Origin of the sequence: Natronospira bacteriovora, assembly GCF_030848495.1 — a bacterium.
Classification (GTDB): domain Bacteria; phylum Pseudomonadota; class Gammaproteobacteria; order Natronospirales; family Natronospiraceae; genus Natronospira; species Natronospira bacteriovora.
Genome location: NZ_JAVDDT010000007.1, coordinates 109,596 through 126,620, shown reverse-complemented (window position 1 = coordinate 126,620; position 17,025 = coordinate 109,596). Strand labels below are relative to the sequence as shown.

The following is a 17,025-nucleotide window of genomic DNA, read 5'->3' as shown; positions in this document are numbered from 1 at the left end:
GGAACGTGAGCATGCCGGACAACAGCGGTGAGATGTATGCTGCACGGGAGAAGATCCATCCCCGTGAGGTCAAGGGCGTCTTCCAGAATCTGCGCGTACTCAGCGTCATCGTATTGCTGGGTATCTATTACGGCCTGCCCTGGCTGCAATGGGGCGAGCGTCAGGCCGTGCTGTTCGACCTGCCGGCTCGTCAATTTCATCTCTTCGCTTTGACCTTCTGGCCACAGGATTTCGTCTTTCTCGCCCTGCTACTGATCATTGCCGCGTTGAGTCTGTTCTTCTTCACGGCCCTGGCCGGACGACTCTGGTGTGGTTACGCCTGCCCGCAGACGGTCTGGACTGAACTCTTCATGTGGATCGAGCGCTGGACCGAAGGACCGCGCCAGAAACGCATCAAGCTGGATCGCTCGCCCTGGAACCGGGACAAACTCGTCCGTCGCGGTAGCAAGCATGTGCTTTGGGTGCTGCTGGGCCTGTGGACGGGCCTGACCTTTGTCGGCTATTTCACCCCGATCACTGAACTGATGGCCCGCGCCACCACCTTCAGCCTGGGCCCCTGGGAAACCTTCTGGTCACTCTTCTACGGTTTTGCCACCTGGGGCAATGCGGGGTTCCTGCGCGAGCAGGTGTGCATTTACATGTGTCCCTATGCGCGCTTCCAGAGCGCGATGTTTGACCGCAATACCCTGATCATTTCCTACGATGAACAGCGCGGAGAGCCACGCGGCGGGCGCTCCCGTGGTGTGAACCCGCAGGAGAAAGGCCTGGGCGACTGCATCGACTGCAACCTCTGCGTTCAGGCCTGCCCCACCGGCATCGACATCCGCAAGGGACTCCAATACGAATGCATTGCCTGCGCGGCCTGTATCGATGCCTGTGATCAGGTGATGGACAAGATGGACTATCCCCGCGGCCTGATCCGCTATACCACGGAAAACGCGCTGGAAGGGAAACCATCCCGCATCCTGCGACCACGAGTTTTCATCTACGGCACCCTGCTGCTGCTGTTGATGGCCGGCGCCGTCACCGGCATCACACTGCGTAGCGAGGTCAACATGGAAGTGTTGGCGGACCGCAATGTGATGTACCGGGAAGTGGATTTCCAGACGCTGGAAAATGTCTACAGCCTGCGGATTCTCAACAAGCGCATGGAGGAACGCCACTTCCGGCTGGAAGTGAGTGGTCTGGATGGAATGGAAGTCATCACCCGACCGGAAACCATCCGCCTTGGCCCCGGTGGCACGGACAATGTCACTGCTCGCGTGCGCGTAGCGCGTGATGCCGTCTCCGGACCGGGCAATCCCATTGAATTCAGACTGGTGGCCGAGGACGATCCCTCGGTCTTCAGCCGCAGTCGAGCCCGATTCCACGGCCCGATGCCCGATTGAACGAGGTGAAGCGAATGAAAGCCGCAAACAGGGATTCCGCAAAGCCGGCACCGGCCTGGCGCCAGTTCTGGTTCTGGTTCGTCCTTGCGCCCCCCATGGCCTCCATTGTCGTTGGCCTCAGCCTCTTGTACACGGCGGTCACCCAGGGCGACGACAAGGTGGTGGACAACTATTATCAGGCCGGACGCGCCATCCACAAGGATTTCGCTCTGGAACGGCGGGCCGGTGAGCTGGGACTGGAAGCCAGTTTCGTGGTGGGTCGTGCCGACGGCCAGATCACGGTTCATCTGCAGGGCGGTGACGACACCCCCGAGCGTCTCAAACTCTATCTCTCCCATGCCACCCACGCACGCCGTGACCGCAGGCTGGAATTGGAAGCCGATGGCACGGGGCTGTATCGCGGTCACATCGGCAAGCCGGTCATCGGTCGGCATTATGTGCGTCTGGAACCGATGGAAGGCGACTGGCGGCTGGCCTCGGCCCTGGATGTGCACGAGGATCATCTGGAGATTCACCCGACCCGTGACCAGAACGGAGATCGGCGCGCACCAAGCCACCCTGATCTGCGCTGGAACCCTGAGGATATCTGACGGTGACTGTGTCCTTGTCCAGCCGGGGCACCGCCGGGGCTGCGGATCACCACAGCACCATTGACTGCTTTCACTGCGGCGAAGCCGTACCGGAAGGGCTGGATCTGCGGGTGCGGATTGACGAGGAGGATCAGCCGGTCTGCTGTCACGGCTGTCAGGCCGTGGCCAGCCTGATCCTGGATTCCGGCCTGGATGCCTTTTACCGCTACCGCCCGGAAGCCACCGGCCGGCCTGAAGACACGCCGCTGGACAGCCAGGCCTTTTGCCGATTCGATGAAGAACGCATTCAGGAAGATTTCACCCATCAGCATGCTGACGGCAGCCGCGAGGCCGCCCTGCTGGTGGACGGTCTCTATTGTGCGGCCTGTGGCTGGCTGATCGAGCGCAGCCTGGACGATGCCGAGGGCGTTGAGGAAATCCGGGTCAATCCGGCCACCGGGCGTGCCCTGCTGCGCTGGCGGCCGGATCGCGTCCGCCTGAGCCATCTCATGGGGCACATGAGCCGCCTTGGCTACCAGCCGCAGCCGGTGCTGCCCGAAGCCGCCGACTCCCAGGCCCAGAAGGAACGCCGATCCGCCATGCGCCGCCTGATCGTGGCCGGCCTCGGCATGATGCAGGCGATGATGTTCGCCGTGGCCCTGTACGCCGGCCAGTTTCACGGCATGGAAGCCAGCCATGAGCAGTTCCTGCGCCTGGTCAGCCTGCTGGTGGCCACCCCGGTGATTCTTTACGCCGGCCTGCCCATCTTCATGGGCGCCATCCGGGACCTGAAGAACCTGGCGCCGGGCATGGATGTACCGGTGTCACTGGCCATCGGCACCGGCTACTTCGCCAGTGCCTGGGTCACCTTCTTCGGCGGCCCGGAGGTGTATTTCGACTCCATCGCCATGTTCACCTTCTTTCTGCTGGTGGCACGCTATGTGGAAATGGCGGCCCGGCATCGCGCCAATGCCACTACCGATGCCCTGGCCAGGCTGGTGCCGGATACCGCCATTCGCCTGAATGACGGGGAAGGGGAAGAACAGGTGCCGGTCCGGGAACTGCGTGTGGGCGATCGCGTCCTGGTCCGCCCGGGCAGCACCATTCCGGCCGATGGGGTACTGCTGGCGGGTGACACCCGGGTGGATGAATCCATGCTCACCGGCGAATCCCGACCCCTGAGCCGCGGCGCCGGTGACCCCCTGATCGGTGGCAGCCTCAATGTTTCCCATCCGGTCACGGTGCGGGTCACCCGCACCGGGCAGGATGGCACCGTGGCGCACATCGGTCGCCTGCTCAGTCGTGCCCAGGCCGAACGCCCCGGCCTGACCCGTCTGGCCGACCGTGTGGCCCGGGTCTTCGTCACCCTGGTGCTGATCGCCTCGGCCACGGTCTTTGCGATCTGGTGGCATGTGAATCCGGCCATGGCCTTCCCGGTCACCCTGGCCATGCTGATCGCCACCTGCCCCTGCGCCCTGTCCCTGGCCACGCCCACCGCCCTGGCGGCCGGCACCAATCACATGGCCGGCCGCGGGTTGCTGGTCACCCGTTCCGATGCCCTGGAAACCCTGGCCAAGGTGACCCATGTCGTCCTGGACAAGACCGGCACCCTGACCCGAGGCGAGTTGCGCATCGTGGAAACCCGGACACTGGGCAATCACGGCGAAAGCGATGCCCGGGCACTGGCCGCGGCTCTGGAAAAGGGTTCGGAGCACCCCCTGGCGCGGGCCTTCGATTCGGGCCGGGGCAACGTCTCGGCCGACGCTGTGGAGACCCACCGTGGCCAGGGCGTGGAAGGCATGATTCACGGCCGGCGCCATCGCATCGGGCGGCCGGACTGGGTGGCCGAACTGTCCGCCACCCACGGCCTGGACAAGAACGAGCTGGACGAGGCCTGGGTGGCGCTCGGCAGCGAAGCGGGTGCCATCGCGCTATTCCGCCTGGATGATCCCTTGCGCGACGATGCCACCGAGACCATGGCACGGTTGAAGGCGCTCGGGCTGCAGCTGGAGATCCTCAGTGGGGATGCCGTCGAACCCGTTCGCCGGACGGCTTCAGCCATCGGTATCAGCCATTGGCAGGCCCGCATGAGCCCGGAAGACAAGCTCGAGCGCGTGCGTGAACTGCAGAAGGACGGTGCCATCGTGCTCATGGTGGGCGACGGCATCAATGATGCCCCTGTCCTGGCCGGCGCGAATATTTCGGCCGCGCTCAACCAGGGTACGGCCCTGGCCCAGACCAGCGCCGGCATGATTTCCCTCGGCGACCGCCTGGGTAGCATCGCCGACGGCGTCAGTGCTGCCCGACGCACCCTGAGAACCATCCGCCAGAACCTGGCCTTCTCGGCCACGTACAATGCCAGCATGCTGCCCCTGGCCGCACTGGGCCTGGTGGCGCCTTACGTGGCCGCCGCCGGCATGACCCTGAGTTCGGTGGTGGTGGTCTTGAATGCGCGGCGGTTGGGAAAAACAAGTGAACAGTGAGCAGTTCCCAGTGAACAGCTGGCTGTGCCCGCCGAACAGCCTCCTGTTTCCTGAAATGCTGGTGCCACACAAAGCCTCAAATTGGCACGGTCCTGCCATAGCGGCAGGGCATTTTCACGGGCACGGCCAGCTGTTCACTGGGAACTGGGAACTGTTCACTATCACCGCCCATTATTGGCAACAATCGCTATGAAGCCATGAACATCATTTTTGTCTCCATCCCCATCGGCATCATCCTCATCGGCCTGGCCATTGCCGCCTTTTTCTGGGCGGTGCGCAGCGGGCAATACGATGATCTGGACAGCCCGGCGTGGTCCGTCCTGATGGATGAGGATCGGGAGGAACGGCGGCACCGTCGGGCCAGTCGCGGTACGTCGACGACGGAAGCGGACAGCGAGGGGCGTGACGGACAGGAGGATGATGCCGGCCATGGGCGCTGAGATCACCCTCTTGGCGGCTTTCCTGGCCGGTCTGGCCGGCAGTGCCCACTGCCTTGGCATGTGCGGCGGTATCGCCGGGGCACTGGGAATGGCCGGTGGGGCCGGCGAGCATCGTCTCAGAGGCGGTATCAATGCCCTGCTCTACAACCTGGGCCGGGTGGGTAGCTACATGCTCATTGGTACCGCGGCGGCCGCCCTGGTGGCGCTGGGCGGGGCCGCCCTTTCCCTGCCCCACTGGGCCGGTACCCTGCGCATTGCCACGGCCCTGATCCTGCTGGCCATCGGTTTCCAGCTGGCCTTTAACTGGAGCGGACTGCGCCGCATCGAGCAGCTCGGCGGGCGCGTCTGGCAAAAACTGGCACCGCTGGCCCGGCGCTTCCTGCCTCCGCGAACCCCCTTGCATGCCCTCGCCCTGGGCGCCCTCTGGGGCTGGCTGCCCTGTGGCCTGGTCTACACCCTGGTCCTCGCGGCCGCGGTCTCCGGTGACCCACTCACCGGGGGAGCCATCATGCTCGCCTTCGGCCTCGGCACCCTGCCAGCCATGACCGGCACCACCATGATGGGCGGACAGATCAACCGGCTACGGCAGACCACCACCTTCCGCCGCACGGCCGGTGCCCTGCTGATCGGCTTTGGCTTGTGGACGGCCGTTTTCCCAGTCAGCCACATCCAGGGTGAGCACGAAGCATCCGACCACTCCCACGCTGCCCTTGAATGCCATTCAATCGATCCATGATTTCAGTGGAATGAAATGGAGGGTGACTGTCGTGCCTGACAGCACTCAACATGTGAATACCTTTTCTACATTCATGCACCATTGATCGGGATCGAATCACCGACTGTCAGACCGTTCACGGTAAGTCACCCGACTTGCCCAGAATCACTGGACTTATGGTTAATCGACTCCTAGGTTCAGATAAGAATCAGGGCCGCCTTGACTCGAAGGGGGAACATTCTGATCAAGCGATACCGCTCCACTTGGGGGCACGGACTGCCAATAAGAAAGGAAGAATGGATGCCGGGAGCGTCAAAAGGCTGATCCTTTCAGCCAAAAGGGGAGGAAAGACCGGCAATGGCAGTGCAATACATTCCCGTCGAAGCCTTGCAACCGGGGCATTACGTCAGCGCCCTGGATCGTCCCTGGGTAGAAACACCGTTTCTGTTCCAGGGCTTCGAAATTACCAGCCACAATGAGCTTGAAACCCTAAGGACCTATTGTCGCCATGTCTGGGTTGATTGCGAGCGATCCCGTGTGGCGGTTGAAACAGCGTCTCGGCCGGAAGCCACCTGCTCCGACCTGGCACCACTCAAACGGCAGTTCAAGGATGGCCTGGAAGCCCTTGGCCAGGCCCGCGAGATGGCCCTGGATGCCTGCACACGGGTGAACACCCGCCTGCGCAAGTATAGCCAGCTGGATCTGGACGAACTGGCCCCCGCCGTTACCGAGTTACACACCCAGGTAACCGCCTATCCGCAAGTGGCCCGCTGGTTGCTCACCCTGCGTGAACATGAAGACACCCTGGCCGAGCACTCGGTCAATGTCTGCACCCTGGCAATCATGATGGGCCAGGCGTTGAAGATGGAAACCTGGCAACAGGCCGAAATGGCACTGGGCGGGTTGCTGCATGATGTGGGCAAGCTCTGCCTGCCTCCTCGTCTTCTCAGTAAACAGGCACCATTGAGTTCGACGGAGTGGAAACAGATTCAGCAGGCGCCGGTCTACGGCCACAAATTGCTGCAGGATTGCGGCCTGCACCCCCGGGTGCTCACAATGGTGCGCAATCACCAGGAACGTCTCGATGGCAGCGGTTTTCCCGACGGACTGCGAGGCGAGCAGATCGAACAGCCCGTGCGTGTCATCGGCCTGGTCAATGCCTACGACGCCATGACCATGAGCCGCCCCGGCTTTCCAGCCATGTCCGGCTACCGGGCCATGCTCGAGCTCGCCCGCCAGGCCGGGCACCGCTGGGACCCTGAACTGGTGCAGTCCTTCGTGCTCCTGATGGGCATCTACCCGGCAGGCACCTGTGTATCACTCGATAACGGTTCCCGGGCCGTGGTGGTGGACAGCAAACCGGAAGCAAGACTCAACCCGATCATTGCCATGCGCCGCGGAAACGGCGCGAAAACCCGCTGGAACCTGACCGACCTGTCCCTGCCACGTCATCCGCGACGGATACGCAGCCTGGATCCACCCGACTGGGACCACAGCCGGCTGATGCGATTCATCAGCGACCAGCTGCTGGCCGCCTGAACGCTCGAACCAGGCCGATTGCGCGCCCGAGCACGGTTGAGGCGCCATTTTTGCCCAATACAGCCACCCAGACGGCCTCAAACCGGGCCGGCTCGGCTGAAATCACACCCTGCCTCCGTTAGAATTGGCGTCTTGTCTTTGCCGCCGGCCCTGGCCGGGGCGACACACCCGGACCCGATCTGAGGGGGATTCATGTCCGAACGCGATGTGATGGAATACGATGTAGTGGTGGTGGGCGCCGGCCCGGCCGGTCTGTCCTTTGCGATCCGCCTGCGCCAGCTCAATCCCGACACCAGCATCTGTGTCCTGGAGAAAGGCGCGGAAATCGGCTCCCACAGCCTCTCGGGCGCGGTCATGGAACCCGGTGCCCTGGATACCCTGTGGCCGGAATGGCGGGACAACCCGCCCGAAGTCTGTGTCCCCGCCGGCAAGGACGAGTTTCTCTTCTTCACACCGCAGAAACGCTACCGGCTGCCCACGCCGCCGCAGATGAAGAACCACGGCAACTTCATCGTTTCCCTGGGCGCGCTCAACCGCCGCCTGGCGGAGAAAGCGGAGAGCCTGGACATCGACGTCTTCCCCGGCTTCCCCGCCGCCGAGGCACTTTTCGACGGCGATGGCGCTGTCATGGGGGTGCGTTGCGGGGACATGGGCCTGCAGGCCGATGGTTCACCGGGCCCCAACTTCGCCCCGGGGGTGGATATTCATGCCGGACTCACCGTGCTCGCGGAGGGCTGCCGCGGCAACGTCTCCAAGACCCTGATCCAGAAGTACGAGCTGGACGGCAAGGCCTCTCCCCAGACCTATGGCCTGGGCATGAAGGAGCTCTGGCAGCTGCCGGAGGGCTGCGGCGAACCCGGCAAGATCCAGCACAGCCAGGGCTGGCCCCTGGACAGCCGGACCTACGGCGGCTCCTTTGTCTATCACCTGGAAAACGACCAGGTCTACATTGGTTTCGTGGTTGGTCTGGATTATGAAGACCCGCACTTCTCCCCCTTTGAGGCCTTCCAGCAGTTCAAGCACCACCCGGAAATGAAGAAGCTTCTGGAGGGCGGCGAGATCATTTCCGCCGGGGCGCGCAGCATCGTCGAGGGTGGCTGGCAGTCCCTGCCCACCATGGACATGCCCGGCGCGCTGCTGATCGGCGATGCCGCCGGCACCCTGAACGTGCCCAAGATCAAGGGCATCCACCAGGCCATTCGCTCCGGCATGGAAGCGGCCGATCATTGGCATGAGAAGGCCGATACGGCCGGTTTCGACGCCCGCTTCCGGGCCTCCGCGGCGGGTCGGGAACTGAAAAAGGTTCGCAACATCCGCCCGGGTTTCAACAAGGGTCTTTGGCGAGGGCTTTTCACCGCCGCGGTGGAGACCGTCACCTTCGGCAAGCTGCCGCGAACGCTGGGGAATCACGCCGACCACGCCCAGCTCAGACAGCTGAAGGAGCAGCCGGAAGCGGTGGAACGCCACTGGGTGGCTCGCGAGCTGCCGCCCCGGGATCGCCTGGCCTCGGTCTTCCATGCGGCCACGGCCCATGATGAAAGCCAGCCGGTGCACCTCAAGGTGCGCGACACCGACATCTGCGTAACCCGCTGTGCCGAGGAGTTCGGAAACCCCTGCACCAAATTCTGCCCGGCCAACGTATACGAGATGGTTGAAGAAGACGGCAATAAGCGCCTGCAGATCAATGCCGCCAACTGCGTTCACTGCAAGGCCTGCGACATCAAGGATCCGTACCAGATCATCGACTGGGTGACGCCCGAGGGGGGCTCAGGGCCGAATTACCAGAATCTGTAGATTAGTGAACAGTTCCCAGTGAACAGCTGGCCGAGCCAACCGAAGGGCCTACTGGTTCCTGAGACACCGTTGCCATTTCAAAATCAGAGGTTCCCTACCGGGGCCTTGCCGAAGCGGCACCGCAACTTCACGGGCTACGGCCCTACTGTTCACTGGGAACTGGGAACTGTTCACTTCCCATCAGGGAACTGTTCACTTCCCTGAATAGAAACAAACACGCGAACCCGCAACGAGGACCAACTTAATGAAAATCCTGGTTCCCATAAAACGAACCATCGACTACAACATCAAGGCCAAGGTGAATCGCGATGGCAGCGGTGTGGTCACCGATGGCGTGAAGATGAGCATCAATCCCTTCGACGAGATCGCGCTGGAAGAAGCCCTGCGCATCCGTGACCGGGGTGAGGCGGAAGAGGTCATCGCCGTGACCATCGGGGTGGGCGCGGCCCAGCAACAGCTGCGTACAGCCCTGGCCATGGGCGCCGACAGAGCCATTCTGGTGGAGACCGATGAGCTGGTTCAGCCGCCCTTGGCTGCCCGTGTGCTACTCAAGATTCGTGAAGAGGAAGGCACCGACCTGGTGCTGATGGGCAAGCAGGCGATCGACGATGATGCCAATCAGACTGGCCAGATGCTCGCCGCACTGTGGGATCGCCCCCAGGCCACCTTCACCTCCAGGCTGGAATTCACGGACGGCAAGGCCCGGGCCACCCGCGAGGTGGATGCCGGCCTGGAAACCATCGAAATCGATCTGCCGGCCGTGGTCACCACGGACCTGCGCCTGAACGAGCCGCGCTTCGTCAAGATGCCGGACATCATGAAGGCCAAGCGCAAACCGCTGGATACCCGCCCGCTGGACGAGCTGGGTGTCGAAACACCACCGGTGCTGGAGATCCAGACCCACGAGGCGCCACCCGAACGCAAGGGCGGACACAAGGTGGAATCCGTTGAAGAACTGGTGAGCGAACTGAAAGAACGGGGAGTGCTGTAATGAGCCGCACGCTACTGATCGCCGAACATGACGGCAAGAAACTCAACCCCTCCACCGCCAAGTCACTGACAGCGGCGTTGGCCGTCGGGCACCCCGTGGACATCGCCGTCTTCGCGGCCAACGCCGGCGAGATAGCCGAACAGGCGGCCGCGCTGGAAGGCACCGACACCGTCATCAAGGTGGAACGCGAAGAGAACGAACACCTACTGGCCGCCACGCTGGCCCCGCAGATCAAGGCACTGGCGGATGGCTACAGCCACGTCTTCATGCCCTCGACCACCTTCGGCAAGGATGTGATGCCGCGCGTGGCCGCCCTGCTCAATTCGCCCCAGGTGAGCGACATCATGGAAGTGCTGGATGCCCACAGTTTCAAGCGGCCCATCTATGCCAACAACGTGATCGTCACCGTCAAGGCGCCCTCCGATACCGTCGTCACCGGCACCATTCGCACCGCCTCTTTCAAGGACGCAAAGACCGGTGGCAGCGCCCAGATCACGGACAAGGCCCTGGATGTGGAATTGCCCACGCACACCCGCTTCGTGGATCTGGAAGTGCACAAGAGCGACCGCCCGGACCTGCAATCCGCACAGCGCGTGGTCTCCGGTGGTCGCGGTGTGGGCAACAAGGAAAACTTCGAGATCATCTATCGCATCGCCGACAAGCTGGGTGCCGGCGTGGGCGCTTCCCGCGCGGCCGTGGATGCCGGCTTCGTGCCCAATGACATGCAGGTGGGCCAGACCGGCAAGATCGTTGCCCCTGAGCTTTACATCTGCTTTGGCATTTCCGGTGCCATCCAGCATGTCACCGGCATCAAGGATGCCGGCACCATCGTGGCCGTGAACAAGGATCCCGACGCCCCCATCTTCGAGATTGCCGATATTGGCCTGGTGGGGGATCTGTTCGAGATCATTCCGGAACTGGAAAGGGCGCTCGACTGAAGTCGCTGCCCATAAAGGACCGCACTATGACTGAGCCGACACCTGTCTGGGTGCCCAGCGAGGATCGGATTGCCGAGACCAACATGGCCCGCTTCATGGACCATGTCCGCCAGGAGTATTCGGCCAATGTAACGAACTATTCCGGCCTCTACCGCTGGTCGGTAGAAAACCCCGAGCGTTTCTGGCCGGCCATTTGGGCATTTTGTGGCATCAAGGCCTCACAGCCCTGGGAGGCCGTACTGGAACCGGCTGAGCACATGCGAAAGGCCCGCTGGTTCACTGGCAGCCGCCTCAACTTTGCCGAGAACCTGCTGCGTTACCGGGATGACCAGACGGCACTGATCTTTCGTGATGAACAGGGGCATCAGCGTGCGCTCAGCTACCGCGAGCTGTATGAAGAAACCGCGAAACTGGCCAAGGGCCTGAAGGCCGCCGGCGTGGGCGTGGGTGATCGGGTGGCCGGTTACATGCCCAACATGCCGGAGACCATCATCGCCATGCTGGCCACCACCAGCATTGGCGCCATCTGGTCCTCCTGCTCTCAGGACTTCGGTGTCAGCGGCCTGCTGGACCGTTTCGGCCAGATTGAGCCGAAGGTCATGATCACGGCTGATGGCTACTGGTATAACGGCAAGGAGATTCATGCCCTGCCCCGTGTGCGTGAAGCCCTGGATCAGATGCCATCGGTGGAAGAGCTGATTGTGGTACCGAATCTCTCCGAGCAACCGGACCTGTCAGCGTTTGATAAAGCACGCACGCTGTCGGATTTCGCCGCCGACGAAGGCGGGGAAATCGAATTCGAACAGCTGCCTTTCGACCATCCGGTCTACATCCTGTTTTCCTCCGGCACCACCGGCAAGCCCAAGTGCATCGTTCACGGCGCCGGCGGCACCCTGATCCAGCATCTCAAGGAACTGGTACTGCACACGGATCTGAACCGGGAAGATCGCTTCTTCTACTTCACCACCTGCGGCTGGATGATGTGGAACTGGCTGGTGAGTGGCCTGGCGGTGGGCAGCACGGTGGTTCTCTACGACGGTTCGCCCTTTAACCCGGGACCGAAGAGCCTGCTCAAGCTGATCGAAGAAGAAAGCATTACCGTTTTCGGCGCGTCCGCCAAGTACTTCTCGGCACTGGAGAAGGCCGGCGAAAAGCCATCCCGCGACCATGACATGGGTAGCCTCAAGGCCATATTATCCACCGGCTCTCCGCTTCTGCCCGAGAACTATGACTTCATCTACGGGGAGATGAAACACGATGTCTGTCTCTCTTCCATCTCCGGAGGCACTGACATCGTGTCCTGCTTCGTCCTCGGCAACCCGACACTTCCGGTTTACCGTGGGGAAATCCAGTGTCGTGGTCTTGGCATGGCAGTTAACGTCTTTGACGATAACGGCCAGCCCATTCGCGCCAAAAAGGGCGAACTGGTCTGCACGGCTCCCTTCCCAAGCATGCCAGTGATGTTCTGGAATGACCCCGAGGGGACACGCTACCACGGTGCCTACTTCGACACTTTCGACAATGTCTGGGCCCACGGCGATTATGCGGAGTTGACCGAACGCGACACCATGATCATTTACGGTCGTTCCGATGCCGTACTCAATCCCGGCGGCGTGCGCATTGGCACGGCCGAGATCTACCGCCAGGTGGAAAAGCTGGACGAGGTGGTGGAATCCATTGCAGTCGGACAGAACTGGAAGGATGACCAGCGCGTGATCCTTTTCGTGGTGCTGCGGGAAGGCCTGGAGCTGGATGATGACCTTCGGCAACGGCTCAGAAAGACCATTCGCGCCAATGCCACGCCTCGGCATGTGCCGGCCAAGATCCTGCAGGTGCAGGCCATCCCACGAACCATCAGTGGCAAAATCGTCGAATTGGCGGTTCAGCAGGTCATTCACGGTGACACCGTGAAGAACCAGTCGGCCCTGGCGAACCCGGAAGCGCTGACGCATTTCCGGGATCGTCCGGAACTGCAGGAAGACTGAGGAAACACGGCATGAACAGGGCCGTGAACCAAGCGGCGGCTGATGGCCCCAAGGCACGGTGGGAGGCGGATATTGCCGCCGGTTTCGAGCGGGATTCGGCTCAGGAAAAGGCCGTTGACGCCCTGGACACGGTCTATCGCGAGCTGCTCAGATACCGGACAGGCTGGCTCCACGGCTTGCGTCGAAGGTACCTGGGGCCGGCCCGTGACCTGTCTCCGGTTCAGGGACTCTACATGTGGGGTGGCGTAGGCCGGGGCAAGACGCATCTCATGGACATTTTCCATGACAGTCTGCCCTTTGAGGAGAAACGGCGTCTGCACTTCCACCGTTTCATGCGCCAGGCCCATGACGGCCTCAAGCGCCATGGTGACCGCCAGTATCCACTGGAAGCGATAGCCGATGACATCGCCCGAGATACCCGGGTGCTCTGTTTCGACGAGTTTTTCGTCTCCGACGTGGCGGATGCCATGATTCTGGGCGGTCTGCTCAAGGCACTGTTCAGGCGTGGCATTTCACTGGTTGCCACCTCCAATATTCCACCCGACAAGCTGTATCTCAATGGCCTTCAGCGTCAACGCTTCATGCCTGCCATTGAGGCCATCAAGCAACATACTCGCGTGCTGAACGTAGACGGAGGCACGGACTATCGACTGCGCGTACTGGAAAAGGCCGAGATCTTTCACTCACCACTGGATCGGCAGGCTGAGGAGCTGATCCGGAGTGCCTTCCGGGGCCTGGCCCCGGATGGCGAGGAAGGTGGTCTTGATATCGAGATCCTCGGCCGCCATATCCCCGCAAGGGGCGAAGGCGACGGCGTGGCCTGGTTTGATTTCGATGCGCTGTGCGACGGACCGAGAAGCCAGAATGACTACATCGACCTGGCTCATGAATATCACACGGTACTACTGTCCGATGTGCCTGTAATGGGTACAACCCAGGAAAACGCGGCCCGGCGCTTCATTGCCCTGGTCGATGAATTCTATGATCGCAATGTGAAAATGATCATTTCAGCGGCGGCGCCGCTGGATGAACTGTATCAGGGCCGGAAGCTTCGCTTCGAGTTCGAGCGTACGCATAGCCGACTGCTGGAGATGCAGACAAGAGACTATCTGGCCCTACCCCATCAACCTTGAGGGAATCGAGATGCGTGAGGAACAGGAAAAACTGGACAATCCGGAAGCCATCAAGGCGTGGGGCGAGAAAGTCGCTCAGGATCTGGCTCGCCGACTGGTGCAGAAGGGCATCTTCAAGGGCCATGCGCGGGTAGAAGCGAGATGGGCCATGCCGGGACAGATCCTGCTGGGTGTCGCCTGGCAAGAAGACACCCCGCAAAGAAAGGTCTGGGTTATCGGTGGCGAAGACGTCACCCCGGACGTGGTAGAGCTGAAGGCGGCCAAGGATCCAAGGGAAGCCGCCAAACACTTCTCCATGCGCTGGCAACTGAATGGGGCGCGTATCGGATCCGCGGCCGAACAGGGCGGACAGAAAGGTCAGATCGATTACAAGAGCATCGAAGAGCAGTTTCAGAAGCAAGCCGAGAAACTGTATGAACTCGCCAAGCGTGACGAGCTTTGGCAGGGAATCCGGAAGGAACCCCCGACGGCGGAGTGACAGGAGCCTTCCGCTCCAGGCCTGCGCGCCCGGCGGGAGCCGGGCGCTTGCTCACTCACCCCATGCCGGAAACCCGGCCTCCCTCTTCAAGGCGGCTTCCCAGCTCGGCAAACTCATCAACGCGAATCGCCTCGAACCGTAGCTCCTCGGTGCGAATCAGCTGACGGGCTTCACGGTCATCGACAAGACCCGCTGCCTGGGCCGCTTCCACGGTTGCTTTGTAGTCGCCCAGGATCGGGGTGACCGCCCCCTTGCGAATTGCTTTCCGAAGCTTGCGCCGCAAACCGGCGCTTTCTTCCATTGCCCGCATGGCCTGTTCCAGCACGTCCATGCGATCAGCACTGCCGGCCGGCGGAATGTACATCCCCTCGCTCAGCAGCGCGCGCGCTTCGCCACCATGACTCACACTCGCCGCCAGACTTCTCACCAGTGCGTCGGGAACGTCATGCCAGCGACCTCCCACGGGAAAGGCAAGCCGCCGAATCAGCCAGCCGGTGAAACCGCCCACATTGCGCGACAGGGTATCAATGGCGCGATGAAAGCGGGCCAGGCTGTCATGCAGTGCCCAGTTCATGGCGTCAGCCGTGGCCTGCGGATAGTCACGATCGTGGGCGTGCTTGAGTACGGTTGAGGCCAGGTAAAGCTGGCTTAGGGCATCCGCCATGCGGCCGGAGAGTTGTTCCTTGCGCTTGAGCTCACCCCGATAGCTGAGCAAAAGCAGATCAGTAATCACGGCAAAGCTGGCCGAAGCCCGGTTCAGGCGTCGGTACCAGCGGCGCAGGGAGCGGGGAGCCGTCGCCGGTGCAGCGCTGAAACGTCCATCCGTCAAACCCAGCACGACAGCACGCAGCCCGTTGCCAAGGGCATGGCCCACATGCCCGCACAAGGCGCGGTCAAACGCCTTCAGGGGTGAACCCGATACCTGACCCTGAACCGCGTTCAGTTCATCCAGAAGATGAGGGTGACAACGGATGGCACCCTGACCGAAGGTAATCAAGGTTCGGGTCAGGATGTTATGACCCTCAACCGTAATGCCAATGGCCGGGAAACGCTGGAACTGGCCAAGCGGGTTGCGAGGACCGAGGCACACGGCCGCCCCACCATGGATCTCTACCGCATCGTTGACGGCGTCCCGGGCACGCTCGGTCATGTTGTACTTCATGATGGCCGAGATGACCGAGGGCTTGTGCCCCTCATCCAGAGCCGCCAGTGTCACCAGTCGGGCCGCATCCATGGCGTGGGTATTGCCCGCCAGCCGGCCCAGCTTCTCCTGAATGCCTTCAAAATCGGCGATGGCCACGCCGAACTGCTCTCGCACCCGGGCATAGGCCGTCGCCAGACGATGGCTGGTCTTGGCCGTGGCCGTACTCAGGGCCGGCAGGGAAATGGCGCGCCCGTCGGTCAGGCTTTCCATGAGCATCCGCCAGCCGCGGCCGACGAACTCCCGGCCGCCGATGATGTTCTCCAGAGGAATGAACACATCCTTGCCACGAACAGGACCGTTCATGAAGGACATCTGATTGGGATCGTGGCGGTAACCCTTTTCCACGCCGGGCGCATCCGCGGGCACCAGCGCCAGGGTAATGCCCAGCTCCTTCTCGCCGCCCAAGAGGCCTTCCGGATCCTGCAGTCGAAAGGCCACACCCAGAAGGGTCGCGACCGGTGCCAGGGTGATGTAACGCTTGTCAAAGTTCAGGCGGATACCCAATACATCCTGCTGCCCTGCATGGTCCTGTTTGCAGACCACCCCTGAATCCTGCAGTGAGCCCGCATCGCTGCCGGCGTCATTGCTCGTCAGCGCAAAGCAGGGAATGTCCTCGGCCCTTGCCAGGCGGGGAATGTAATACTGCTTCTGAGCGGTGCTGCCGTACTTGAGCAACAGCTTCGCCGGCCCAACGGAATTGGGAATCATGACGGTAAGGGCGGCGCTGATGCTGCGGCTGGCGATCTTCATGACCACCGCCGCATGCCCATACTGGGAAAAACCCAGGCCGCCATACTCCCTGGGAATGACCATGCCGAAGAAGCGTTCGGAACGAATCAGGTCCCAGGCCTCCTGGGGCAGATCCCGGGTGACATTGTCGATCTTGTAATCGTCCAGCAGCGCGCACAGACGTTCGGTGGGGCCATCCAGAAAATCCCGTTCTTCCTTGCTGAGCGTGGCCTTCGGAAAGCGAAGCAGCTGATTCCAGTCCGGCCGGCCAGTAAACAGCTCCGCATCCCACCAGGTACTGCCCGCTTCCAGCGCGGCCCTCTCGGTATCCGAAATCTCCGGCATGGCACGGCGATAGAAGGCCATCATCGGCCTCACCAGGACCAGGCGGCGCAGTGGGCCCAGCAAGGCAAGCAGGGCTGGAACAATCGCGACCAGGAACAGCACAACGGCACTGACCACCGCCATTTCCGTCATCCAGACCATGCCGCCGGCCAGCAGCAGAAGCAGCGGCGTCCATAGCCAGCGCGAAACGGAAAACAGGGTCGCGCCGAGCAGCAACAGCACGATTGCGGACCACCAGAGGGGCTGGGATTGAAGCCAGATTTCCATCATTGATTCACTCTCCAGGAAACGGAT

The 17,025-nt window shown here is 62.1% G+C and carries 14 protein-coding genes; 13 read left to right on the top strand and 1 reads right to left on the bottom strand.

Features of this window, described 5'->3' with window-relative positions; genetic code table 11:
• Positions 1-11 precede the first annotated feature (11 nt).
• The 13 genes from ccoG to RBH19_RS10955 all read left to right on the top strand — a co-directional run bounded on the left by ccoG (position 12) and on the right by RBH19_RS10955 (position 14,453).
• Positions 12-1,388 carry a cytochrome c oxidase accessory protein CcoG gene (ccoG, locus tag RBH19_RS11015; RefSeq protein WP_306728910.1) on the top strand — a complete coding sequence of 459 codons (1,377 nt, stop codon included), beginning with the start codon at positions 12-14 and terminating at the stop codon, positions 1,386-1,388.
• 14 nt (positions 1,389-1,402) lie between these two features.
• Positions 1,403-1,978: a FixH family protein gene (locus RBH19_RS11010; RefSeq protein WP_306728909.1), complete on the top strand. Its 576-nt coding sequence runs from the start codon at positions 1,403-1,405 to the stop codon at positions 1,976-1,978.
• A gap of 2 nt (positions 1,979-1,980) precedes the next feature.
• Positions 1,981-4,440, top strand: a complete 2,460-nt coding sequence (locus RBH19_RS11005; protein ID WP_306728908.1) for a heavy metal translocating P-type ATPase — start codon at positions 1,981-1,983, stop codon at positions 4,438-4,440.
• The gene (locus RBH19_RS11000; RefSeq protein WP_306728907.1) at positions 4,430-4,633 is read left to right on the top strand and encodes a hypothetical protein; all 204 of its coding nucleotides are present in this window, start codon (positions 4,430-4,432) and stop codon (positions 4,631-4,633) included. Before RBH19_RS11005 ends, RBH19_RS11000 begins: the two co-directional genes overlap by 11 nt.
• A 4-nt stretch (positions 4,634-4,637) precedes the next feature.
• Positions 4,638-4,880 (top strand): cbb3-type cytochrome oxidase assembly protein CcoS, encoded by a 243-nt coding sequence (gene ccoS / locus RBH19_RS10995; RefSeq protein WP_306728906.1) that lies wholly within the window; start codon positions 4,638-4,640, stop codon positions 4,878-4,880.
• Positions 4,870-5,616, top strand: coding sequence for a sulfite exporter TauE/SafE family protein (locus tag RBH19_RS10990; RefSeq protein ID WP_306728905.1), 747 nt, complete (start codon positions 4,870-4,872; stop codon positions 5,614-5,616). The genes ccoS and RBH19_RS10990 overlap by 11 nt, the downstream gene beginning before the upstream one ends.
• Positions 5,617-5,952: 336 nt before the next feature.
• Entirely contained in the window at positions 5,953-7,134 is a 1,182-nt protein-coding gene (locus RBH19_RS10985) for a cyclic di-GMP phosphodiesterase (RefSeq protein WP_306728904.1), read from the top strand.
• 192 nt (positions 7,135-7,326) lie between these two features.
• Positions 7,327-8,928, top strand: a complete 1,602-nt coding sequence (locus RBH19_RS10980; protein WP_306728903.1) for an electron transfer flavoprotein-ubiquinone oxidoreductase — start codon at positions 7,327-7,329, stop codon at positions 8,926-8,928.
• A gap of 244 nt (positions 8,929-9,172) precedes the next feature.
• Positions 9,173-9,919 carry an electron transfer flavoprotein subunit beta/FixA family protein gene (locus RBH19_RS10975; protein ID WP_306728902.1) on the top strand — a complete coding sequence of 249 codons (747 nt, stop codon included), beginning with the start codon at positions 9,173-9,175 and terminating at the stop codon, positions 9,917-9,919.
• Positions 9,919-10,857: an electron transfer flavoprotein subunit alpha/FixB family protein gene (locus tag RBH19_RS10970; RefSeq protein ID WP_306728901.1), complete on the top strand. Its 939-nt coding sequence runs from the start codon at positions 9,919-9,921 to the stop codon at positions 10,855-10,857. The genes RBH19_RS10975 and RBH19_RS10970 overlap by 1 nt, the downstream gene beginning before the upstream one ends.
• Positions 10,858-10,883: 26 nt before the next feature.
• Positions 10,884-12,842, top strand: a complete 1,959-nt coding sequence (locus RBH19_RS10965) for an acetoacetate--CoA ligase (RefSeq protein WP_306728900.1) — start codon at positions 10,884-10,886, stop codon at positions 12,840-12,842.
• Between the two features lie 11 nt (positions 12,843-12,853).
• On the top strand, positions 12,854-13,975 hold the full coding sequence (zapE, locus tag RBH19_RS10960) for a cell division protein ZapE (RefSeq protein WP_306728899.1): 1,122 nt from the start codon (positions 12,854-12,856) through the stop codon (positions 13,973-13,975).
• Between the two features lie 10 nt (positions 13,976-13,985).
• A complete protein-coding gene (locus tag RBH19_RS10955; protein WP_306728898.1) occupies positions 13,986-14,453 on the top strand; it encodes a DUF4826 family protein in 468 nt (155 codons plus the stop codon).
• Positions 14,454-14,508: 55 nt separating this feature from the next.
• Here the strand turns inward: RBH19_RS10955 and RBH19_RS10950 are convergent, their stop codons facing one another.
• Entirely contained in the window at positions 14,509-17,001 is a 2,493-nt protein-coding gene (locus RBH19_RS10950) for an acyl-CoA dehydrogenase (protein WP_306728897.1), read from the bottom strand.
• Between the last annotated feature and the right edge of the window lie 24 nt (positions 17,002-17,025).